The following is a 21,775-nucleotide window of genomic DNA, read 5'->3' as shown; positions in this document are numbered from 1 at the left end:
GTGAAAGGAATTTCCCATGAGCATCGTCGTCACCGGCGCCACCGGACAACTTGGCCGCCTTGTAATCGAATCCCTGCTGCAGCGCGGCGTCTCCGCAGGGCAGATCGTCGCCACCGGACGTGCCGTCGAACGGCTGGCGGAGTTCGCCGGCCGGGGCCTCCAGGTTAGGGCCATGGACTACGACGACGCCGCCACGGTCACCGACGCCCTTAAGGGCGCCACGAAGGTGCTGCTGATTTCCGGGAGTGAAGTCGGCCGGCGGGTGAGACAGCACCGCGCTGTGATCGATGCCGCCGTCGCCGAGAGCGTCGGACTGATCGCCTACACCAGCATCGCCAATGCGGACAGCACGGGCATGAAGCTGGCCGCCGAGCACCAGGCGACGGAGGCCCTGCTCGCGCAATCCGGACTCCCCTACGTGCTCCTGCGCAACGGCTGGTACCTGGAGAACTACACCGAGCAGCTTCAGGGGACGCTCGCACAGGGCGTGTTCGCCGGAAGCGCCGGCGACGGCAAGGTTAGCGCCGCGGCGCGCGCCGACTATGCCGAGGCAGCGGCTGCGGCCCTGCTGGCCGAGGACCAGGCCGGGAAAGTCTACGAACTCGGCGGCGACGAGGCCTTCTCTATGGCGGAACTGGCCGGCGAGATCGCCGAGGCCAGCGGGCAGCCGATCGCATATCAGGACCTGCCCGCGGCCGACTACGCCGCCATGCTGGCAGGATTCGGCGTGCCGTTGGACTTCGCCGATATCCTTGCGGACTCCGACCTGGGGATCGCTCGAGGAGACCTTCACGTCACTACGACTCAGCTACGCACGTTGATCGGCCGGCCCACAACACCCATGTCCGAGGCGGTCCGGTCGGCGGTATCCGCGCTTTAGGGGGCTCCAACCTCCCCTGGCAACCGGGCCGCGGCAGCCATGCCTCCACGGTTCCGGGCCCGACCGCGCTTGCCTTCGCACCGCGCGCGTCCGAAGATAGTCCGGAACCCGCCCGTGGACTGGAGGCCGCATGAGCGTTCTGAGTGCCGGCCTGCTGCTGTACCGGCGGGGTCCGCAGTCGCGGCTGGAAGTCTGGATCGGACACATGGGCGGGCCGTTCTGGGCGCGGAAGGATGCCGCGGCCTGGTCCATCCCCAAGGGCGAATACACCGAAGACGAAGACGCACTGGCGGCCGCGCGCCGCGAGTTCGCGGAGGAAATCGGCACCGCCCCGCCCGACGTCGATTACTTCCCGCTGGGCAGCTTCCGGCAGGCTTCGGGCAAGTTTGTCACCGTCTTCGCCGCCGAATGTGACTTCCGGCCGGAAAGGATCGTGAGCAACACCTTTTCGCTGGAGTGGCCAAGGGGATCGGGCATCGTCCGCAGCTACCCGGAGATCGACGACGCCGCGTGGTTCAGCGAGTCCGAGGCCCGCACGAAGCTGGTGCGCGGCCAGCTTCCGGTCCTGGACGCGCTCCTGGCGCACCTGCGGGAGGCAGGCTAGCCGCGGCCGCCAGCCACCGGTGTGACAGGATGCTGCATTGAATGTCACAACGGGCGCGGGTAGTGTGACAGAAACTGTCAGTTCACACGACGCTAGCCCGGGAGCAGCCATGCAACATGTAGGACGTCGACTGTCCGCCGTCACCGCGGCACTGGCCCTGAGCGTGGCGGGCGGCGCCGTCGCCGGCCCCGCCTCCGCGGCACCGCGCGAGACTGAAAAGACCGCGACGGCCATCGGCTACGGCGGCGCGGTGAGCACGGTGGACCCGGAGGCCTCGGCCGCCGCGATCGAGGTGCTCCGCAAGGGCGGCAACGCGGCAGACGCCGCCGTCGCCGCAGCCGCGACCCTGGGCGTGACCGAGCCGTACAGCGCCGGCATCGGCGGCGGCGGCTACTTCGTCTACTACGACGCAAAGACCGGCAAGGTCGGCACAGTCGACGGACGCGAGACTGCTCCGGCCGGGATGCCGCACGATGCGTTCATTGACCCGGCGACGGGCCAGCCCTACCGCTTCACCCCCGAGCTCGTCACCAGCGGCGTCGCCGTCGGCGTCCCTGGCACCCCCGCGACCTGGGAACGGGCACTCGAGCGCTGGGGCAGCCTGGGCCTTGGCGAGGCCCTCAAACCGGCCATCAAGGTGGCCACCCGAGGCTTCGTCGTGGACGGAACGTTCCGGCAGCAGACCCTCGACAACAAGGCCCGCTTCGCCGCATTCCCCGCGACCAGCAGCCTCTACCTGCCCGGCGGGGACGCTCCCGCCGTCGGCAGCATTTTCCAAAACCACGACCTGGCCGCGACTTACCGGCTCCTCGCGAAGCACGGCACGCGCGGCTTCTACAGCGGGCCGCTCGCTGCGGAAATCGCGGCCACCGTCCAGGCTCCAGCGAAGGCCGCCGGCACCAAGCTGCCCGTCCCGGCCGGATTCATGACAACGGCGGATCTCGCCGCCTACCGTGCGCTGGACCAGGATCCCACCCACGTGGACTACCGCGGCCTGGACGTCTACGGCATGGCGCCCTCCAGCAGCGGCGGCACCACGGTCGGCGAGGCGCTGAACATCCTGGACCCGTCCAATCTCTCCGGGATGTCCCGGGCCGGCGCCCTGCACCACTACCTGGAAGCCAGTGCCCTGGCGTTCGCCGACCGCGGCAAGTACGTCGGCGATCCGGCGCAGGTCGACGTGCCAACGGCCGCTCTCACCGACCCGCTCTTCGGCAAGGAACGCGCCTGCCGGATCGACCCGCAGCATGCCGCGGCCAAGCCGGTCGCACCGGGAAATGTGTCAGCGTACGACGGCGTGTGCCCGGCCGCCGCAGTGGCACCCGCCGACGAGAAGGACACCGAGAACATCTCGACGACGAATCTGACGGTCGCGGACAAGTGGGGCAACGTGGCGGAGTACACCCTCACGATCGAGCAGACCGGCGGATCCGGCATGGTGGTGCCCGGCCGCGGGTTCCTGCTCAACAACGAAATGACCGACTTCTCCACCGTGTACGACCCCAAGGATCCGAACCGGATCGAGCCGGGGAAGCGTCCGCGCTCCTCGATGGCGCCGACCATCATCCTGAAGGACGGGGCGCCGTTCCTCGCGCTCGGCTCCCCCGGCGGATCGACCATCATTACGACAGTGCTGCAGACCATCCTGAACCGGGTGGATCTGGGCATGACGATCTCCGAGGCGATTGCGGCACCGCGTGCGTCACAGCGGAACACGGCCAAGGTCACGGCCGAGCCGTCGTTCATCGCCGCGTACGGCACCGGGCTCGCGCCGTACGGCCATCAGTTCACACCGTCCGGGGATGCGTTCACCTCGGCGGCGGAGATCGGCGCGGCAACCGCGATCGAGTTCGGTCCGGGCGGGCGCCTGGTCGCGGCCGCCGAGCCGGTCCGGCGCGGCGGCGGTTCGGCGATGGTGCTCAACCGGTCTCGGTAACGGCGCCTTTCACGTACGCGGCCTGTCCCGCGTGCTGGAGGCAATCGGCGAGAATACTGACCAGCCGCACCCCGAGCGTGACCGGCGGCTTCCAGCGGGTGTCCACGACGCGGTCGAGCTCCTCGTCGCTGAGGGATTCCAGGAACCCGACACTCTGCCGGTGGACGGCGTCGTAATAGTCCCGCAGCAACTCAGGCGGGGCCTGAACCGCGTCGACCTGCTCGGACGTGTGCCCGTAGCCGGTGTCCTGGACGGGCAGTGACAGGCCAAACCGTCCGGCGAAGCCCTGCGACGTCCACACCTGCTCCAAGCCGGCGGCGGGGGCGATTTGGGAATCCTCCCCACGGCTGAGGTGCCAGACCAGCCACGCAATCGGGTTTGCCTGGTCCGCCACCCGCCGGACCAGCAGCTCCGGGTCTATGTCTTCGAGGGTGGCGGCCACGATCTCGTGGATCCTGCCAAACCCGTCAAGCAGCAGTTCGTTGGCCTTCATTGCAGTCCCCTCCCGGCGCGCTTTCGCTGAGCCCCCATGCTGGCACGGCCGGAACCGGTTGCGCTATCACTTTTGGTTGTTCCGGGTGCGGCAGAGGGACCATAAGGGAAAGAGCATCCCCTACACCTTCCGGTGGATCGACTTGTAGCTGAGGTAGGCGTTGAGGCCCTCGACGCCATATTCGGTGCCGAGGCCGGAATCGTGCCGGCCGCCAAAGGGCGCCGCATGGTTGGAGGCGAAGAAGTTGATGCCCACCGAACCGGTGTCCATCCGTTCCGCCACCGCCATCGCCGTCCCGGGGTCGGAGCCGAACACCAGCCCGCCCAGGCCGAACTCGGTGTTGTTGGCCAACGCGACCGCTGCATCGGCGCTGCCTCCCGCGTCGTCGTACTTCAGGATGCAGATGACCGGTCCAAAGATCTCCTCGCGCGAGATCCGCATGGCGGGGGTGACGTCGGCGAACACGGTCGGCTCGACAAAGTAGCCGCCTTCGAGCCCGCCGCCCAGCGACGCGGCGCGGCCGCCGGTCGTGGCACGGGCGCCTTCGGCCAGGCCGGACTCCACGTATTCCAGAACGGTCCGGTACTGGGACTCCGTGGCGCACGGGCCAAACACGGTGTCAGGCTCCAGCGGGTCGCCCTGCTTGGCTGCCGCGATCGTGGCGGTGACCATGTCCACCACCTCCTCGTACCTGCTGGCGGGTGCCAGGATCCGGGTCGAGATGTAGCAGGTCTGCCCGGTGTTGCGCAGGCAGGAGCGGATCAGCACCTTGGACATGGCGTCCAGGTCCGCGTCCGGCAGCACAATCGCACTGGATTTTCCGCCGAGTTCGAGGGTGACAGGGCGCAACAGTTCGCCGCATGCCGCCGCGATCTTTCGGCCCACCGGCGTGGAACCCGTGAACGCCACCTTGTCCACGCCGGGGTGCTTCACCAGCTGATCCCCCAGCCGGCCGGACCCGGTGACAAGGTTGACGACGCCGGCCGGGACGCCGGCCGCGGCCACCGCGTCAATGACCACCCGGAGGGACAACGGGGTGGGAGACGCCGGCTTGATCACCACGGTGCAGCCGGCCAACAGCGCCGGGGCCAGCTTGATGACCACGAGGTTGATCGGAAAGTTCCACGGTGCGATCAGGGCGCACACGCCCACCGGATCGCGCCGGACAACAGATTCCCCGCCGCCCTTCGGGAAGGCCCGTACGTCCTCACGCTCCAGGTACTCGGCCAGGGTGGCGAAGTAGCGGAGGATCCCCGCGGCGTTGGCGGCGGCCCCGGCGGATTCGGATACCGGCGAGCCGTTCTCGCGGGTGTTCGTCAGGGACAGCTCCCCGGCCCGCTTCTCCACTTCCTCGGCGATGCGCAGCAGGTACGCGGCGCGGACCGACGGCGCCAGCCGCGGCCACTCGCCGGCGTCGAAAGCCCGGCGTGCGGAGACGACGGCGGCGTCGACGTCTTCGGCGGTGCCGTCCGGCACGGAGCCCCAGGCTTCGCCGGTGGCGGGGTCCGTGACCGGGTTGCGGCCGGTACCGCGTGCCGGGATCCAGGCGCCGTCGATGAAGAGGTCGTCGACGTGGGTGTAGGGCAGTTTGAGCGCGGCGCGGGCGGCCACGGCGGGGGCCTCGTGCGTGGCGGCGGTCATCGGATGACCGCCGTCTTGAGCAGGGCGGTGGAGCGGTCCAGGTCCGCGATGGCCATGTCGAACGCGGCCTGGGTGATGAGCTCGGGCACGATTTCCGAGGTCAGCCGMTCGGTGTAGGTCGCGGGGTCCATCTTGAACCAGGAGGAGGCCAGGGCGATCCCAGCCTGGTCGAAGCGCCACAGCCGGTCGGCGTCGCGCATCAGTGCGTCCTCCAGCGAATAGGCCACGGGGCGGGTGTCATGCCCGTCAATGATCGCGCAGACGCGCTCGATGAATTCGGCGTCGTAGCCCAGGTCCGGGAGCACCCGGCGGGCGACGTCGCAGCCTTGCTTTTCGTGTTCATACCGGATGGCGGCCTTGCGCCAGTCCCCGGCGAAGCCCTCGGAGATGATCCGGGATTCGTCCACGTGGGCCCAGCCGGTGTCGTGCAGCACGGTGGCCACCCGGACCAATTCGGCGTCGGCATCCGGATAGGCCCGGCAGAGCCGCTCCGCGTAGGCGAGCGAGATCGGCAGGTGAATGTCGTTGCCTCGGGTGCGGGTCTCGTGCACTACTGCCCGCCAGAGCCCGTCCAGTTCTCCTAGGGCCGCGGGGGTAGTGGCGATCGGGGCCGTGTCCACCGGTCCCGGCGCCGGAATCGGCCGGACCGGATAAGCAGCGGCGAAGTCCGCGGCCGCGGGGTGGGCAGGGGCGACAGCAGTAGTCCCGGCTGTGGCAGTGCCGGCGTCGGCAACCGGCGTCTTGGGGGTGGTCATAGTGCTCCTTCGGGTGGGGCTGGCCGGAGGCGGCTAGCTGTCCGTGGTGATCGTCTTGAGGGGTGTAGCCGGGTCCGCGGCGGCGTCGGCGGGGATGTTCTGGCCTTTGGCGAGGGCGTTCTTGACCGCCATGAAGTCCAGCGGCGCGTTGACGCAGTCCGCGGCGATGATGCGGCCCTGCCGGTAGTAGAGGACGCTGAACTTGCCCCGTTCCTGGTCCTGCCGCAGCACCGTCTGGTCGTAGCCGCTGCAGAGTCCGGCGATCTGGAGCTTGAGGTCGGCCTGGTTGGACCAGAACCACGGGATGCCGGCATATTCCTCGCGCCGCCCGGTGAGCGAATAGGCGGCCACCTTGGCGTGCTCGATCGCGTTGTTGACACTCTCGAGCCGGATCCGCTCCCCCGGTTCCGAGCCGGGGACCGGGTTGGGCATGTTGGCACAGTCGCCGATGGCCACCGTGGTCCCGTCCGAGGCCAGCGCGAAGCGGTCCACGACGATCCCGTTGTCCACGGCCAGGCCAAGCTGTTCGGCCAGCTGGGTGTTCGGGATGACGCCGATGCCGACCAGCACGATCTGCGCGGGCAGCACCGTGCCGTCCTGGAGTTCGACGCCGGCGACCCTGCGGCCGTCGCCCGGGGCGTTGTCACCGGCGCCGGCTGCGGTGAAGCGCTTGGCGCTCGTGTTCAGCCGGATGTCCAAGCCCCGGGCACGGTGGGCCTGCAGGAAGTACTCGGCGGTTTCCTCGCCGACGGCGCGGCCCACCAGCCGCGGACCGAATTCGAGCACGGTGACGTTCTTGCCCATCTTTTGCAGGCTGGACGCGGCTTCGAGGCCGATGAATCCGCCGCCGATCACCACCACGTCGGTGGCATCCTCCACCCGGGCCTTGAGCGCCAGGGCGTCGTCGGCGTTGCGCAGGTAGAGGACGCCGTCGAGGTCCCCGCCCTCAATCTCCAGTTTTCGGGCGCGGGCGCCCACGGTGAGGGCGAGCCGCGTGAAGGGGAACTGCCGCCCGGAGGAGGAATGCGCCACCCCGGACCCGTCGGCTTCCTTCTCGATCCGGACGATGTATTCGCCCTTGACCAGCTCCACGTTGTGCTCGGCCCAGTACTCGTTGGAGCGGAAGATCAGGGATTCGCTCTCCACCGTGCCCTGCAGGAACTCCTTGGACAGGGCCGGGCGCTGGTAGGGCCGGTGGTCCTCGTCGCCAAGCAGGGTGATGTGCTCGTCGAAGCCGAGCGCCCGCAGCGACACCGCGAGCTGGACGCCGGACTGGCTGGCGCCGATGATCAGCAGGCCGGTGCGGGTGGGGCTTGCAGTTTCGGGACCGGCTGCGCCGGCCGTTTCGGCGGACGTCTGCTGCGCCGCGGCAACGTGGGTTTCCACGGCTACACCTGGGTTTCCGGGGTGGTGACGAACAGTTCGACCTCGTCCGTCAGGCGCAGCTGGCAGGACAGCCGCGAGTTGTCCTCGCGGTCCACGGCCGTGCCGTAGAGCATCTCGTCCTCCATGTCCTCCATCGGTGGAAGCTCCGCGAGGCAGTCCTCGCGGACAAAGACGTGGCAGGTGGCGCAGGACAGCGAGCCGCCGCATTCGGCCACGATGCCGGGGACGCCGTTGCGCACCGCGGTCTCCATGACGGAATCCCCGGGGTTGCCCTGCACGTCGCGGACGGCGCCATCGGCGTCGGTGAAATGAACCGTTGGCATTGGTCCTCCTTGGGTAGAAAGTCGCTTGGAAAGTTGGAGCCGGCGCTCAGATGAACTGGCGGCCGCCGTCGACCACCATGGTCTGGCCGGTGTAGTAGGAACTGTCCGGGCCGGCCAGGAAAAGCGCCGCACCCACGATGTCCTCCGGCTGGCTGGCCCGCTTGATGGCACCCCGGTCCACGCCGTAGTTCTCGGCGTTCTCCATGAGCCCATAGCTGGCTTCGGTGAGGGTGAAGCCGGGGGCGATCGCGTTGACGGTAATCCCCCGCCGGCCCAGTTCCTTGGCCAGCACCCGGGTCAGGGCCACCACACCGCCTTTCGAGGCGACGTAGTGCAGCCACTGCTCCGAGCCGCTGAAGATCGTGGCGCTGGAGAGGTTGATGACGCGCCCGCCCTCGGGCAGGTACGGGCTCGCCGCCCGGGTGACGAGCCAGGGGCCCTTGAGGTTGACGTTCATCACCAGGTCCCATTCGGCCGGGTCAATGTCCTCGAACGGGCTGCGGGTCACCCCGGCGTACACCGCCGCGTTGTTGAGCAGCACGTCGATGCTTCCGCTACCGAAGTCCGCGCAGTCTTTTGCGAGGGCCTCGGTGGAGTCGACGCTGGTGACGTCGACGTAGAAGGCGGCCGCCTCGGCCCCGGTATCCAGGACCAGTTTGGCTGTTTCCTCAGCGCCCGCCAGGTTCACGTCCGCGACCGCCACGCGGTAGCCGCGGCGGGCGAAGCCGAGCGCGAACGCCCGGCCCAGCCCGCCGGCGGCACCGGTGATCAGGACGGTGCGGGCCGGCTGGTCCGTGCGCCCGTCTTCTGCGGGGTTCATCGTCGCATCAGACATGGCTGTGGCTGTGCGCCCCGGGTCCGGTGACCGCCAGATCGTCTTCGGCGTCGAGGATCTGCACGGTCCCCTCGGTGCCGTCCACCCGCAGCCGCTGTCCGGTCTTGATCGTGGTGGACGCGGAGCCGGTCCCGGTCACGGCCGGGAGCCCGTATTCCCGGCAGACGATCGCCGCGTGGCTCATCATGCCGCCGATGTCCGTGACCGTTGCCTTGATCTTGCCGAAGATCGGGCCCCAGGACGGTGCCGTGACGGTCGCAACCAGGATTTCGCCCTGCTGCACTTCGGAGAGCTGGTCGGCGTCGGTGACGACGCGGGCCAGGCCCTCGACGACGCCGGGTGAGGCCGCCATGCCGCGCAGGCCGCCGCCCTCCACCGCTTCGCCGGCACCCAGCCACTGCTGGACCTGCTCGGTGGTGATGCCCCAGAGCATCCGGGTGAACGGTTCGGTGATGATTTCCGGCGGGGTGTTCAGCGCGGGCGCCGGCCGCGCCGTCTTCAGTGCGTCCACGATCCCGCGGCGGCGTTCGATCTCCTCCGGCCAGTAGTCCGGGCCGATCGGCTTCGCGCCGACGCCCCAGCCGGTGACGAGGTCGAAGAGCGCGTCGCGGACCTCGTTGCGGCCCAGGTAGAGCAGGTCGTCCGGCTCGGTCCAGAAGCCTTCGCCCTGCATCATGCGGCTGAGCTCGCGGATTTTGCGCCAGAAGACGCCCATGGTCCAGTGCTCGATGTAGAAGTTGTGGTTCTCCACGTACGGGTAGGCGGTCGCGGCGAGCCCGCGCTTGGCGTCGAACAGTGCCTGGTTTTCGCCTTCCAGCAGCTCCCGGTATTCCTCGATGATGCGGTCGCGTTCGAGGATCAGGGCCTCGACCGGGCGCATGATTTCCTGGCCCTCGTCCACGCGGCGGATGTAGTCCGCGATGTAGCCGAGCGGGATTTCCTGGTGTTCGTTCCAGTACTTGTCGTGGCCGTAGAAGCCATTGCCCACGGTGAAGTTGAACCACGGGTCCTTGGCGGCCTCATACTGGGCAATCCAGCGGTCCCCGCCGGGGGCGGCCGCGATCGCAGCGAGGGTGGCCTCGACGTCGTCGGGGTTGCCGAAGCGGGATTGCAGCCCGAGTTCGACGGCGAGCTTGGCGAGCTGCTTGAGCTCGTCATCCGGACGGAACAGCTCCATGTCCACGCCCTGCACCATGGTGGCGATCGACTGGTCCGGGATGTTGGGGAAGACCTGCTTGCAGAAGTTGAAGAAGTCCAGGTAGGCGATGTAGCCGAGGTTGAGGAACTCGAAGTGGTATTGCCAGTTCTGGTAGGCCAGCTGGATGAGCCGGTCGTAGCTTTCCAGCAGCTTCTCGGAGCCGTCCTTGCCCTTGCCGGAGAGGATATCCTCCATCGGGACCACGTCCGGGAGCTTGGGGAAGGAGATCGTTTCCATCTCGTCGATGGTGCCCTTGACCTTGACATGCCACTGCTTGAGGAGCTGGTCCCAGTTCTGGAAGTAGTGGCCCACGCGCTGCTCGAACAGGGGGACCCGCGCGGCGATCTGGTCCTCGGGGACCGGGATGGGCGACATGTACAGGTAGCCCAGGTGCACCCTGAATTCGATGCCGTTGGCGTTCGGGATCATCAGATGCCGGGCGTTGTACTGGCCCAGGCACTTGACCGCGAATTCGCCGCCGATGGTCTCGAAGGGCTTGAAGACTGTGGGCCAGTGCTGGCTGTCGCAGAACCAGAACTTGGCGTCCTCCTGCTCTTTGAGCTTGTCTTGGAAGACCAGGTAATACGGGTAGATCTTTTCCCAGCCCTCGGCGCCGGCGGGGACCGCGAGCTCGGAGGGTTTGGGGAAGGACTTCAGGGACATGGCGGTCCTTTCAAGGCGGGCTCATCGTTGAGCCGTGGTGGGAGGGCGGAACGGGGGGCAACAGCGGGTACTAGGCGGACGCCTTGGGCGTCCCGGCGCTGAATCCGCTGAAGAAGCCTCCAGCGACCACCGGTTGCGGGGCCGTGACGACGGCGGGCTTGGAGGAGTGGACGGTTTCCGGGCGGGACTGCAGCAGGAGCAGGTTCGCGCCGTCCGGCAGGTCCGTGTCAAGGGCCCACTCGATGTCCTGCGGGCACTTGTAGTGTTTCTCCGCGCGCTTGGCCATCAGCGCCACGGCGCTGAGTTCAGCGTCGCTGAGGCTGCGCCGGCCGCGGCGTTCGGCGTCGACTTCCCGCTCCACCAGGCGGCCGGCAACGGCGTCCGGGACGAGTTCGGCGTGCTTGTCGCCGAGGTGTTCGGAGATGACGGCCAGGGTGACTTTGTCCAGCATGATGTTGTCCGGGGTGACCTGGCCTGAGACCACCATCTCGCCGACGCCGTAAGAGGAGTCGATGGTGATCTTGGAGCGGTCGCCGTTGGTGGGGTCCATGGTGATCGCGACGCCGGAGACGCGGGCGTTGACCATCTTCTGCACCACGACGGCCATCGAGAGGCCCTCGTTGGGGATGCTGTTCTTCAGCCGGTAAATGATGGCGCGGGAGGTGAACAGCGATGCCCAGCACTGCCGGATGTGATCGGTGACGGCCTTGACGCCGTGCAGCCAGAGATAGGTGTCCTGCTGGCCGGCGAAGGAGGCGTCCGGGAGGTCCTCGGCGGTGGCGCTGGAGCGCACGGCCACCGGCACGGGCGCCTCGAAGCGTGACATCAGGGCCTCGTAGGCGCCGACGGTGAGCTCGCGCAGCGCTTGCGGCACCGGGCGGGAGCAGATGTCCTCGCGGATGGCGGCCGAGACCTTATCCACCTGGCCCATGTCCTCGGGGTCGAGATCGGCCAGGAGCTGGTGAATATGCCGGGTGATGCCGGCTTCCTGCATAAAGGCGTCAAACTGCGCGGTGGTGACCACGAAGCCTGGCGGGACGGGCATGCCGGCGGAAGTCATGGTGACCAGGGACGCGCCCTTGCCGCCAAGGTTGTCGAGCTTCGGTTCGATGCCGCCGTCGAAGAACTGGATGTACTCGTTGCTTTGCATTTTCCTTAGGCCTTCCAGCTGACGGGGACGGTCTCGGGGACGCGGAAGGACAGGTTTTCGCGGAAGGTGATGGCTTCCGGGTTCTCCAGCTGCAGTTCCGGGGCGAGCCGGGCCACTTCCTCAAGGGCAATCTTGGCCTGGAGCTTGGCGAGCATGTTGCCCAGGCAGTAGTGGATGCCGAACCCGAAGGAGAGGTGCTCGCGGGCGTTGGGACGGCTGATGTCGAAGTCCTCGCCGGCGTCGAACTTGTTCTCGTCACGGTTGGCAGAGCCCATCAGGAGCAGCAGCTGCGCGCCTTCCTTGATGGGGACGCCGCCGACTTCGGTGTCTGTGAGCGCCTTGCGCCGCCAGCCGACGATCGAGCCGGCGTAGCGGAGCACCTCGTCGATTGCGGCGGGGATCTTCTTGGGGTCCTCGACCAGCTGCTTCCACTGGCCGGGGCGGGCCAGGAGCTCGCGGAGGGCGTTGGAGATCAGCGTGGTGGTGGTCTCGTGGCCGGCGAAAAGCAGGCTGTATAGGACCGAGGCGATCTCATGGTCGGAGATCTCGGCACCCTCCTGCTGCGCCTTTACCAGGTCCGCGGTGAGGTTGTCGCCGCCCTCCTCATGGGCCACCTTGACCAGGCGGAGGCATTCCTGCCAGTACTCCACCAGGTTGTGGGCGTGCGGGATCTGTTCCTCGTCGCTGAGGTCGCCCCAGGTCATCGCCGCGCGGGAATCGCTCCAGCGCTTGAAGGTGTCCACCTGGGAGACATCCGCGCCGATCAGGGTGAGGATGGTGATGGTGGGCACGTCGTAGGCGAGATCCTTGACCATGTCGCCGCGGTGTTCCGGGTGGGCCAGCATCTTCTCCAGCAGGTCGACGACGTTCTGCCGGATGAACGGTTCCAGCGCCTTATAGCGGCGCGGCGTGAAGGCTTTCTGGACCACGGCGCGGATGCGGGTGTGCTCCGGCGGGCGCCGCGCCGACAGGCCCGAGTAGGCGGTGAACCCGCCCTCTTCCATGATCTTCTTCGCAGCAGCGCCGCGCTCGCGGACCGGGGCCTGGGCATTTTCGCTGGAGAAGGTCTCCCAGTCCTCAAAGACGGCCTTGATGTCGTCATAGCGGGAGACGACGTAGAGGCCCACCCGCTCGTCGAACATCACGGGCTGCTCGGCCCGGAGTTCAGCATAGGCGGGAAACGGATCCTTCATCTGGAACGGCTCATAGCCGTGGTGCCCTGCGGGGGCTTCGGCGCCGTGTCCAAAGGGACAGCGGCCGGCCGTTTCCGTCGAGGGTGACATCTAAGCTCCTAGGTTTTCGGTCCCGCCGGCAGCGCCAGTGCATGCCGGGGTTCTTATCTCCCAGTGTGGCCCCGGTCACTCCCCGCGGATAGCGTGTGCTTCCACTGGGTGGAAAGGACTTGTTCTAGGGCCGGGCCCGGCCGATCCCCCCTGGACAGCGTCAGGCCGGGGGTGCGGGGTGCGGCCCGCGGTGCGGGGGTACTTCGACGCGGCCACGCCTCCGACACAGCGGCCGACGTCGAAGATTGCCGTCAAAGTGCTTGCCGTCAAAGTGCCCCCGGACGGACCCTCCGGCGCCGGGAGCAGACAGCACTCGGGGTGTGCCCGGCTCAGTCCGTGCCGGCGACGTGGCTGCCCAGCAGCGTCTCCAGCGGGATCCTCGCGGTGGCACGCTCAATCTGGGCTGCGATGCCCCGCAGGACGGGCAGGTGCCGGGTCATTGTGGCGGCCTGGCTGGTGGGAAGCACCAGGCCGATGGAGGCGCCGATCCTGCCGGTATGGAAGACCGGGACCGCGATCGAACAGGAGCCCAGCCGCACCTCCTCCAGCGTGGTGGCGTACCCCTGCTCCCGGATCTGGACCAGTTCCGCGGCCAGCTTTTTGGGGTCCACATGGGTGTGGGCGGTGTGCCGCTCCAGCTGCCGGTTCAGGTACGCGTCCCGGACCCAGTCCTGCTCGTAAGCCAGGATCACCTTGCCGACGGCGGTCGCGTGCATGGGCAGCCGGCCGCCGACCCGGGAGGCCCGCGGCACCCGTTTTGAACCGTAAACGCGGTCGATGTAGAGCACCTCGTGGCCGGCCCGGACCGCAAGGTGCGCGGTTTCCCCCGTGAGCGAGAACAAATCCTGCACGTAGGGCCTGGCCGCGTCACGCAGCTGCCTCCCCGTGTTCTGCGCCAGCTCCCACAGCCGGATGCCCAGCTGGTAGCGCCCGTTCGGTTCCCGGGACAGGAATCCCCACGCGGTGAGTTCGGTGACCAGCCGGTGGGCAGTACTCAGCGGCAGCCCGGATTTCTCGGCGATCCCGGTCAGGCTGAGGGCACCACGGGATGTTTCGAAGGCTTCCAGGATGGCGAGGACCTTCGAGGTAACGGTCCTGCCGGGTTCGCTGCTGCCTCCAGCCATCCTGACCTCCTTGTCGAGGGCTCATCCCGCCCTGGTCCGGCCGCCGTCCGGCCGGACGGCTGGCGGTGGGCCGTGGACAGGTCGGCGGTGCATCAAAATGAAGCGAGTCTAGTCCGGACCGGGTTGGTCCGGGGCTCCGAACACGCAACGCGGGGTCACGTGGCGTCCACCCGGGGCTCCGGAATGGGCGCCAGGTGACCCCGCGTCGGGGTTTGCCTAGGCGGAGATACGGTCCGTCAGGCGGGAGAGAGGCTCGCGGACCGCGGGCACGCCGTCGCCGTCCTGGCCGTACAGCCAGTCGTTGTACTGGAAATCATTGTCCTTCCGGCTCTTGAAGAGCAGGTTGCGCAGCGTCCGGGCCAGTCCGGAGACGTGCCAGGATTCGCCCCAGACGCGGGCGGTGCGCTGGACCCGGGCGGTGCGGCCGGCGCGGGTGTCGTTGAACTCCTTGATCGCGCCGTCCCAGGCTTCCGGCTTCACGCCGTGGCCGGTGAAGACCGTGCCCGCGGTGGCGTCCTGCAGCGCGGCAGCGTCCTCCAGCGCTTGGCAGGCACCCTGGGCGAGATACTGAAGCATCGGGTGCGCGGCGTCGCCCATCAGCACCATCCGGCCGGCGACCCAGTTTTCGATCGGGTCGCGGTCGTACATGGGCCAGCGGATGCCGGTGGCCAGGTTCTTCAGCGCTTCCTGGACGGCCGGGACGCAGTCCTTGTACGCAGCCTCGAGCTCGTCCACTCCCCCGTACTGCTCTTCGCCGCGCTCGAAGGAGGGGGACTTGAAGACGGCCACGGTGTTCAGCAGCTCGCCCTTGCGCAGCGGGTATTGCACCAGGTGGCAGTCCGGTCCGAGGTAGACGATGACGTCCTCGAGGTCGGCCTTGGGGGTTTTTTCGGTGATCGGGACGGTGCCGCGGTAGGCCACGTAGGCCGAGGAGACCGGCTCGTCGTCGGTCACGAGCGGGCGCAGGGTGGACCGGAGTCCGTCGGCGCCGATCACGACGTCGGCCTCGTAGTCCACTCCGGCGGCGGTGTGGGCCACGCCGCGGCCGTTGACGGTTTCTACGCTCTCGACCATGACGTCGTTGACGAGCTTGACGCCGGCGGCCTCGCAGCCTTCGAGCAGGACCCGGTGCAGGTCGCTGCGGTGGATCACGACGTAGGGTGCGCCGTAGCGCTCCGCAAATTCCCCGCCGAGGGTCTGTCGGGTGAGCTCCTCGCCGGTAACGGCGTCGCGGAACACTAGGTGTTTGGGCTGGACACCGATTTCCAGGGCCTTTTCCAGCAGGCCCCAGCGCTTCAGGACGCGGGAGGCGTTGGGGGCCATCTGCAGCCCGGCGCCGACCTCGCCGAATTCGGGGGCCCGCTCCACGAGGGTGACGTTGGCGCCATTTTCACGCAGCGCGAGGGCTCCGGCCAGTCCGGCCATTCCCCCTCCGATGACCAGGACGTCAGTGGACGTGGCGTGCTCAGACATTGCTTGCTCCTTGCGGGATCGAGATTTTGGATTTGAGTTTGAGTCCGACGACGACCAGCAGGACCGCGGCAATGGCGGCTGCGCCGGCGAAGGCCAGGAAATTGGAGTTGACGCCCAGCCCGGCGGCCAGCAGGAGGCCGCCGACCTGGGGTGCGGCGACGGCGCCGATCCGGCCCGTTCCCAGCGCCCAGCCCAGCGCGGTGCCGCGCAGGTGTCCGGGGTAGTGGCTCGCGACGGCGGCGATGATCAGGCACTGCGTGCCGTGGGTTCCGACGCCGGCGAGGACGAGCATGAGGTAGACGACGGTGACGGACGGCCCGGTTACCAGGACCACGAGGGCGCCGGCGGCGACGGCTGCCGCGGCAATCGCCGTCGGGATCGGACCGAAGCGGGTCCCGGCCCAGGCCGTGAGCACCGAGCCGGCCACCGCCCCGAGGTTCAGGGCCAGGGCGAAGGTCAGGGCGGAGCCCAGGTTGTAGCCGGCCAACTGCATGAGGTTCGGCAGCCAGGTGCCCAACCCGTACCAGGCGAAAAGGGTGGCGATCGTGGCCAGGGCGAACAGCATGCTGATCCCCAGGTACGGGGCGCGGAGCAGGGACGAGAAGCCGGCCGGTTCCTTGAGCGTGCCGCCCTTCCGGGACGGCTTCGCTGCCTCCCCGCCGCTGGCGGCCGGGGCGAGCGTTTCCGGCAGGTACTTCAGCCCCAGCGGCACGACGACCAGCAGGGCCAGCACGGCCACCAGGAACATGGATTCCCAGCCGAAGACCGGGATCAGCTGGATCCCGACGAGGGCTGCAATGGACCCGCCGATCGGGACGCCGGACATCATCAGGGTAGCGATGGTGGACCGCCACTTGGTGGGGACCAGCTCGGCCACGAGGGCGTTGGCCGAGGGCACCAGCCCGCCGAGGCCAATGCCGGCCAGGAGCCGAAGGACGCCGAAAACGGGGGCGCTGGGGGCAAAGGCGCAAAGGATGGTGAAAACCGAGAAGACGATGGCGCAGCCGAGGATGGTGCGGCGGCGCCCCCAGGAATCGGCCATCCGGCCGGCGAAGATCGCACCGATCATCATGCCGACGAAGGCCATCGAACCGATGGTGCCCGCGGTGGCCTTGCTCAGGCCCCAACCGGTCTCGGAGATCAGGGAGGACTGGACGGTGCCGTAGACGATCAGGTCGTAGCCGTCGAAGACGACGAGGAGCCAGCAGACGAGCACAGCCGCCGCCGAGGCTTTGGAGAACCGGGAGGCTGGACCGCCAGCGGCGGTGGGGCCGGGAGTCGCCGGCGCGGACCGTTGCGGCGCTGCAACAGAAGATGTGTGATTCATGCCACTACTGTCCTAGCCGCCGCGGATGAACCACAATACAATTCTGATGTGCAGAACAAGCCATCATCTCCCTCCGCCCGCAAGCCCGTGCAGAAACGGCCCACCTATTCCATCGAGGCTGTCGACAACGCACTGCAGCTCCTGCAGCTGCTCCGCGACGGCGGGCCGCTGCGGCTCAAGGACGCCGCCGCGGAGCTCGGCGTCGCCCCTTCCACCGCCCATCGCCTGCTGGCAATGCTGGTTTACCGGGGGTTCGCCGTGCAGGATGAGACCCGCCGCTACGTCCCGGGCCCGGCGATGGGCGTCGGGCCGGCCGGGCTGGCCTGGACCAGGCTGCTCCGGACGCTCGCGCAGCCGCACATGGAACTGCTCTCCGCCCAGCTCAACGAGACCGTCAACCTGATGGTGCGGGTGGGCACGAAGGTCCGCTTTCTGGCCACGGTGGAGGGGAACAATGTCCTGCGGGTGGGCGACCGGCAGGGGACGGTCATGCCGGCCAACAAGACGTCCGGAGGCAAGGCCATGCTTGCCGAACTGGAGCCGCCCATGATCGACCAGCTCTTCCGCAGCAACAATGCCGAGATTGGCGGGGACACCATCGCGGACGCGGAGTACCCGGCATTCCTGCGCGAACTGGAGTCCATCCGCAGCAACGGCTTCGCCGCGAATTTCGAAGGCACCGAGGAAGGGGTCAGCGCCCTCGGGATGGCCCTGCACAACCGGCACGGCCAAGTCGTCGGCGCGCTCAGCGTCGCAACTCCCGCAACCCGCTTCCGGCGGGTGTTCGACGCCGGCCTGGTCGCCGCCCTGCGGGAAACCTGCCGGCAGCTGGAGATCGATATCGCCGCGAATCCCGCCGAACCGGACTAAACACCCGGCAGGGCACCCGGCGGGTCCGTCCGGCAATTCTGGCTGGCAGAATATGTTGGAGGTCACACTGGGTGCTCCGTATGGTCGAACTACGCCAAAAACTGTTCTGACCTACCGAGGAGGCCCACGTGTCCATCAGCGCCGAGAACACGACCCATGAATCAGTGGCCGCGGGGCACACTGCTCCGGAGCCCACGCCCGAAGAGGCCGCCCAGCTGCAGGAGCTGTACCGCGACTTTGACCGCGAGAACCTGATTCCGCTCTGGACCGAGATCGCGGACCTGATGCCGATGGTCCCGAGCCCGAAGGCGGTCCCCCACGTCTGGCGGTGGAGCGATCTGTACCCGCTGGCCGCCCGTGCCGGCGACCTCGTCCCGGTGGGCCGCGGCGGTGAACGGCGCGCCATCGCGCTGGCGAACCCCGGCCTGGGCAACACCCCGTACGCCACGCCCACGCTGTGGGCGGCCATCCAGTACCTCGGTGCCCGCGAGACGGCCCCGGAGCACCGCCACTCGCAGAACGCCTTCCGCTTCGTGGTCGAGGGCGAAGGTGTCTGGACGGTCGTGAACGGCGACCCGGTGCGGATGTCCCGCGGCGACTTCCTGCTGACCCCGGGCTGGAACTTCCACGGCCACCACAACGACACCGACGAGCCGATGGCCTGGATCGACGGCTTGGACATCCCGTTCGTGCACTACGCCGACGCCGGCTTCTTCGAGTTCGGCACCGAGCGCGTCACCGACGAAGCCACCCCGGACATCTCCCGGTCCGAGCGGCTCTGGGCCCACCCGGGCCTGCGCCCGCTCTCCGGACTGGACGACACCACCAGCTCCCCCATCGCGGCCTACCGCTGGGAATACACGGACCGTGCCCTGCGCGAGCAGCTGTTGCTGGAGGACGAGGGCCACCCCGCCACCGTGTCCCAGGGCCACGCTGCCGTCCGCTACACCAACCCGACCACCGGCGGCGACGTCATGCCGACCATCCGGGCCGAGTTCCACCGGCTGCGCGCCGGCGCCACCACCGAAGCCCTGCACGAGGTGGGCTCCAGCGTTTGGCAGGTCTTCGAGGGATCCGGCTCCGTGGTCCTCAACGGCGAAACCCGGACCCTGGCGAAGGGCGACCTCTTCGTGGTCCCGTCCTGGACTGAATGGTCCTTGCAGGGGGACCTGCAGGCCGAGACTGAGTTTGACCTCTTCCGGTTCAGCGACGCCCCCATTTTCGAACGACTGAACTTCAGCCGCACCTACACCGAAGGACGCAAGAACGCATGAGACTCCTCACCCTCCGCACCGGCAACGCCACCGGCACTTCCACCGTGGCAGTCCGCCAGGACGGCGACACCCTGACTGAGATTGACGGCTTCGCCGACGTCGGAGCGCTGCTCCGCTCCGCTGACTGGGAAGCGATTGCGCGGAACGCGGCTGGCGCCACCCACCCGCTCGAGGGCGCGGACCTCGACGCCGTCGTCCCCTCCCCCGGCAAGATCATCTGCGTGGGCCACAACTACCGCAACCACATCAAGGAGATGGGCCGGGAAGTCCCCGAGTTCCCCACCCTGTTCGCTAAATACGCCGAATCCCTGATCGGACCCAACGATGACCTGGCCCTCCCGCAGGAATCCGACACCGTCGACTGGGAGTCCGAACTCGCCGTCGTGATCGGCAAGACGGGCCGCCGGATCTCCGAAGCCGACGCGAAAGACCACATCGCCGGGTACGCCGTGCTCAACGACGTGTCCATGCGGGACTACCAGTTCCGCACCATCCAGTGGCTGCAGGGCAAGACCTGGGAGAAGTCCACTCCGTTCGGTCCTGCCCTGGTCACCAAGGACGAGTTCAGCGGCGGCCTCATGACCACCGAGGTCGACGGCGAGATCCAGCAGCAGACGCCCACCACCGACGTCGTCTTCACCCCGGAGTTCCTGGTCTCCTACATCTCCACCATCATCACGCTGAACCCCGGCGACGTCATTGCCACCGGCACCCCCGGCGGCGTGGGCCACGCCCAGGACCCGAAGCGGTACCTGCAGGAGGGCCAGCTCCTGGTCACCACAATCGAGGGCCTGGGCCAGCTGAAAAACCGAGTGGTCAAGGAAGCCTGATGGTTGCCCGCCATGACCAGACTACGGACCCGGAGCTGCTGGCGGCTTTGCTGCAGGCGCGCCGCGGCACGGCGTTCTTCGCCCGCAAGCTCAACGAGCTCTCCGACGCGGACCTCGACGGCGACTCCCTGCTGCCGGGCTGGAGCCGCCGCCACATCACGGCGCACATCGGCTACAACGCCCGGGCCATCGCCCGGCTCATCGAGTGGGCGGCCACCGGGGTGGAGACCCCAATGTACGCCTCCACCGAGGTCCGCGACCATGAGATCGACTTCGGCGCCACGCTGACCCCGATTGCGCTGCGGCACCTGTTCGACCACTCCGCCGTGCACCTGAACGTCGAATGGCGGGACCTCCCGGAGGACGCCTGGCACCACAAAGTGCGCACCATCCAGGGCCGGGAAGTCCCGGCCACGGAAACGGTCTGGATGCGGAGCCGGGAAGTCTGGATGCACGCCGTGGACCTGGGCAACGGGGCCGCCTTCCGGGACATCCCCGTTCCCGTCCTGGAGCGGCTGCTCGCGGACATCACCGGAGCCTGGAAGACCCGCGGCACCGACGCCGGACTGAGGCTCGAGGTCACGGACCGCGGCCTCACGCTCGGGGACACGACGGCGGCGACCCCCACGGTGGTCTCCGGACCGCTGCCCGCCGTCGTCGAATGGGCCGCCGGCCGCGGCCAAGGCGGCGTCACCGCTTCGGGGCCCGCCACGCACGGCACGATTCCCGCCGCGCCGAAGTGGATCTGAGGCCAGCTCAACGGGCGGAGCGGGAGGCTCCCTCGCCTGAACAGTTCAGGCGAGGGAGCCTCCCGCCTTCGTGTTTGGTTGCATCCGGCCTGGGGTACTCCCGGCGCGCTCCAGCCCGGTTTTCGGCTGAAACAACGACGCCGGTCCGGAGACACGCCGGAGTGTTCCGCGCGTCGGAGCTAACAACCGGGCAGGAGCGCGGCCCCGGCTCCCGGCCCGGATCGGATAGCCGCGGTTGTGCTAGATTTCGGCCCATGACCTCGCACCCGCCAAGCCACCATGCCGACGCGCCCGCCGCCGCCGCTATCGGGCTGTTGGCGAGGCAGGGCTATGACGCAACGTCCGTAGAAGACCTTGCGGACGCCGCGGGCATGAGCCGCAGCACCTTCTTTCGGAAGTTCGGCTCCAAGGAGGATGTCGTCTTCGCGGACCACGAGCGGATCCTGCGGCAGGTGACGGACAGCCTGGCGGAAACGATGCAGGAACCACTGGCAGCGATCGGGGACGCGGCGCTGCTGGTTTTCAACCACCACTTGCGGAACGGGGAAACGTCCCGGGCGCGCTATGAACTGATGCAGGCAGTCCCCGCGCTGCGGGACCGGGAGCTGGTCACCTCGCACCGGTACGAGAGGGCGTTCCTCCAGCACCTGCTGGACAAGCTGCCCGACGCCGAGCACCGCGAGTACAAGGCCGTCTCCTTCGCCGCGGCCGTCGTCGCGGTCCACAACGCCTTCCTCCGGCGCTGGCTTCGCAGCGGGGCGGCCCAGGAAACCGAGTCGGCCGCCCGGGACAGGGCAACGGCGCTCGCGAACGAGCTTCAGGCCCTCTCCGAGATCTTCCGGCCAGTCTTACTGGGCTCCGGACCGGCGCACCCGGCCCCCGCCGTCGTGGTGACTGTCCTCGCGGCGGGCGCAGACAAGGACGCGATAGTGCAGGCCGTCCGCGATGCCCTGCCCTAGGCTCGACACGCCACTTCTGGCA

Annotated in this window: 20 protein-coding genes; 8 read left to right on the top strand and 12 right to left on the bottom strand. The window is 68.4% G+C overall.

Translation table 11 applies throughout. The features are described from left to right. The first annotated feature begins 16 nt into the window (after positions 1-16). The 3 genes from AC1DGE_RS00400 to ggt all read left to right on the top strand — a co-directional run bounded on the left by AC1DGE_RS00400 (position 17) and on the right by ggt (position 3,420). On the top strand, positions 17-880 hold the full coding sequence (locus AC1DGE_RS00400) for an SDR family oxidoreductase (protein ID WP_476909432.1): 864 nt from the start codon (positions 17-19) through the stop codon (positions 878-880). Between the two features lie 130 nt (positions 881-1,010). Next, positions 1,011-1,484, top strand: a complete 474-nt coding sequence (locus AC1DGE_RS00395; protein WP_476909433.1) for an NUDIX hydrolase — start codon at positions 1,011-1,013, stop codon at positions 1,482-1,484. A 109-nt stretch (positions 1,485-1,593) separates the two neighbouring features. Next, positions 1,594-3,420, top strand: a complete 1,827-nt coding sequence (gene ggt / locus AC1DGE_RS00390; protein WP_441418620.1) for a gamma-glutamyltransferase — start codon at positions 1,594-1,596, stop codon at positions 3,418-3,420. On the opposite strand, the gene AC1DGE_RS00385 is transcribed toward ggt, so the two are convergent. From AC1DGE_RS00385 to AC1DGE_RS00330, 12 genes are all read right to left on the bottom strand, one after another. Further along, positions 3,404-3,913, bottom strand: coding sequence for a mycothiol transferase (locus AC1DGE_RS00385; protein ID WP_476916679.1), 510 nt, complete (start codon positions 3,911-3,913; stop codon positions 3,404-3,406). The two genes, ggt and AC1DGE_RS00385, sit on opposite strands and share 17 nt — an antisense overlap. A 120-nt stretch (positions 3,914-4,033) precedes the next feature. Next, positions 4,034-5,554, bottom strand: coding sequence for an aldehyde dehydrogenase family protein (locus AC1DGE_RS00380; protein ID WP_476916678.1), 1,521 nt, complete (start codon positions 5,552-5,554; stop codon positions 4,034-4,036). Further along, entirely contained in the window at positions 5,551-6,309 is a 759-nt protein-coding gene (locus AC1DGE_RS00375; RefSeq protein WP_476916677.1) for an HD domain-containing protein, read from the bottom strand. Before AC1DGE_RS00375 ends, AC1DGE_RS00380 begins: the two co-directional genes overlap by 4 nt. Positions 6,310-6,342: 33 nt before the next feature. After that, the gene (locus AC1DGE_RS00370) at positions 6,343-7,605 is read right to left on the bottom strand and encodes an NAD(P)/FAD-dependent oxidoreductase (protein WP_441418748.1); all 1,263 of its coding nucleotides are present in this window, start codon (positions 7,603-7,605) and stop codon (positions 6,343-6,345) included. Between the two features lie 92 nt (positions 7,606-7,697). Continuing rightward, a complete protein-coding gene (locus AC1DGE_RS00365; RefSeq protein ID WP_476916676.1) occupies positions 7,698-8,018 on the bottom strand; it encodes a 2Fe-2S iron-sulfur cluster-binding protein in 321 nt (106 codons plus the stop codon). 46 nt (positions 8,019-8,064) lie between these two features. Continuing rightward, the gene (locus tag AC1DGE_RS00360) at positions 8,065-8,838 is read right to left on the bottom strand and encodes an SDR family NAD(P)-dependent oxidoreductase (RefSeq protein ID WP_476916675.1); all 774 of its coding nucleotides are present in this window, start codon (positions 8,836-8,838) and stop codon (positions 8,065-8,067) included. A gap of 7 nt (positions 8,839-8,845) precedes the next feature. After that, on the bottom strand, positions 8,846-10,714 hold the full coding sequence (locus tag AC1DGE_RS00355; RefSeq protein WP_476916674.1) for a PEP-utilizing enzyme: 1,869 nt from the start codon (positions 10,712-10,714) through the stop codon (positions 8,846-8,848). 70 nt (positions 10,715-10,784) lie between these two features. Next, positions 10,785-11,864, bottom strand: a complete 1,080-nt coding sequence (locus AC1DGE_RS00350; protein WP_441418613.1) for a PEP/pyruvate-binding domain-containing protein — start codon at positions 11,862-11,864, stop codon at positions 10,785-10,787. 5 nt (positions 11,865-11,869) lie between these two features. Beyond that, the gene (locus tag AC1DGE_RS00345; RefSeq protein ID WP_476916673.1) at positions 11,870-13,147 is read right to left on the bottom strand and encodes a cytochrome P450; all 1,278 of its coding nucleotides are present in this window, start codon (positions 13,145-13,147) and stop codon (positions 11,870-11,872) included. A gap of 329 nt (positions 13,148-13,476) precedes the next feature. Next, on the bottom strand, positions 13,477-14,271 hold the full coding sequence (locus AC1DGE_RS00340; RefSeq protein ID WP_441418611.1) for an IclR family transcriptional regulator: 795 nt from the start codon (positions 14,269-14,271) through the stop codon (positions 13,477-13,479). Between the two features lie 216 nt (positions 14,272-14,487). Beyond that, positions 14,488-15,744 (bottom strand): FAD-dependent oxidoreductase, encoded by a 1,257-nt coding sequence (locus tag AC1DGE_RS00335; protein ID WP_476916672.1) that lies wholly within the window; start codon positions 15,742-15,744, stop codon positions 14,488-14,490. After that, positions 15,737-17,071: an MFS transporter gene (locus AC1DGE_RS00330; RefSeq protein ID WP_476916671.1), complete on the bottom strand. Its 1,335-nt coding sequence runs from the start codon at positions 17,069-17,071 to the stop codon at positions 15,737-15,739. Before AC1DGE_RS00330 ends, AC1DGE_RS00335 begins: the two co-directional genes overlap by 8 nt. A 48-nt stretch (positions 17,072-17,119) precedes the next feature. Here AC1DGE_RS00330 and AC1DGE_RS00325 point away from each other — a divergent pair, with 48 nt between their 5' ends. The 5 genes from AC1DGE_RS00325 (at position 17,120) to AC1DGE_RS00305 (ending at position 21,753) form a co-directional block, all read left to right on the top strand. After that, positions 17,120-17,941: an IclR family transcriptional regulator gene (locus tag AC1DGE_RS00325; protein ID WP_476916670.1), complete on the top strand. Its 822-nt coding sequence runs from the start codon at positions 17,120-17,122 to the stop codon at positions 17,939-17,941. 128 nt (positions 17,942-18,069) lie between these two features. Next, a complete protein-coding gene (locus AC1DGE_RS00320; protein WP_476916669.1) occupies positions 18,070-19,215 on the top strand; it encodes a cupin domain-containing protein in 1,146 nt (381 codons plus the stop codon). Beyond that, positions 19,212-20,045, top strand: coding sequence for a fumarylacetoacetate hydrolase family protein (locus tag AC1DGE_RS00315; RefSeq protein ID WP_476916668.1), 834 nt, complete (start codon positions 19,212-19,214; stop codon positions 20,043-20,045). Before AC1DGE_RS00320 ends, AC1DGE_RS00315 begins: the two co-directional genes overlap by 4 nt. After that, entirely contained in the window at positions 20,045-20,794 is a 750-nt protein-coding gene (locus AC1DGE_RS00310) for a maleylpyruvate isomerase family mycothiol-dependent enzyme (RefSeq protein WP_476916667.1), read from the top strand. Before AC1DGE_RS00315 ends, AC1DGE_RS00310 begins: the two co-directional genes overlap by 1 nt. Before the next feature lie 254 nt (positions 20,795-21,048). Next, positions 21,049-21,753 carry a TetR/AcrR family transcriptional regulator gene (locus tag AC1DGE_RS00305; RefSeq protein ID WP_441418610.1) on the top strand — a complete coding sequence of 235 codons (705 nt, stop codon included), beginning with the start codon at positions 21,049-21,051 and terminating at the stop codon, positions 21,751-21,753. The last annotated feature ends 22 nt before the right edge of the window (positions 21,754-21,775 follow it).

Source organism: Arthrobacter sp. 05N425 (assembly GCF_056397125.1).
Note: the sequence above shows the minus strand (reverse complement) of the source record. Positions and strands in the feature narration are given on the sequence as shown.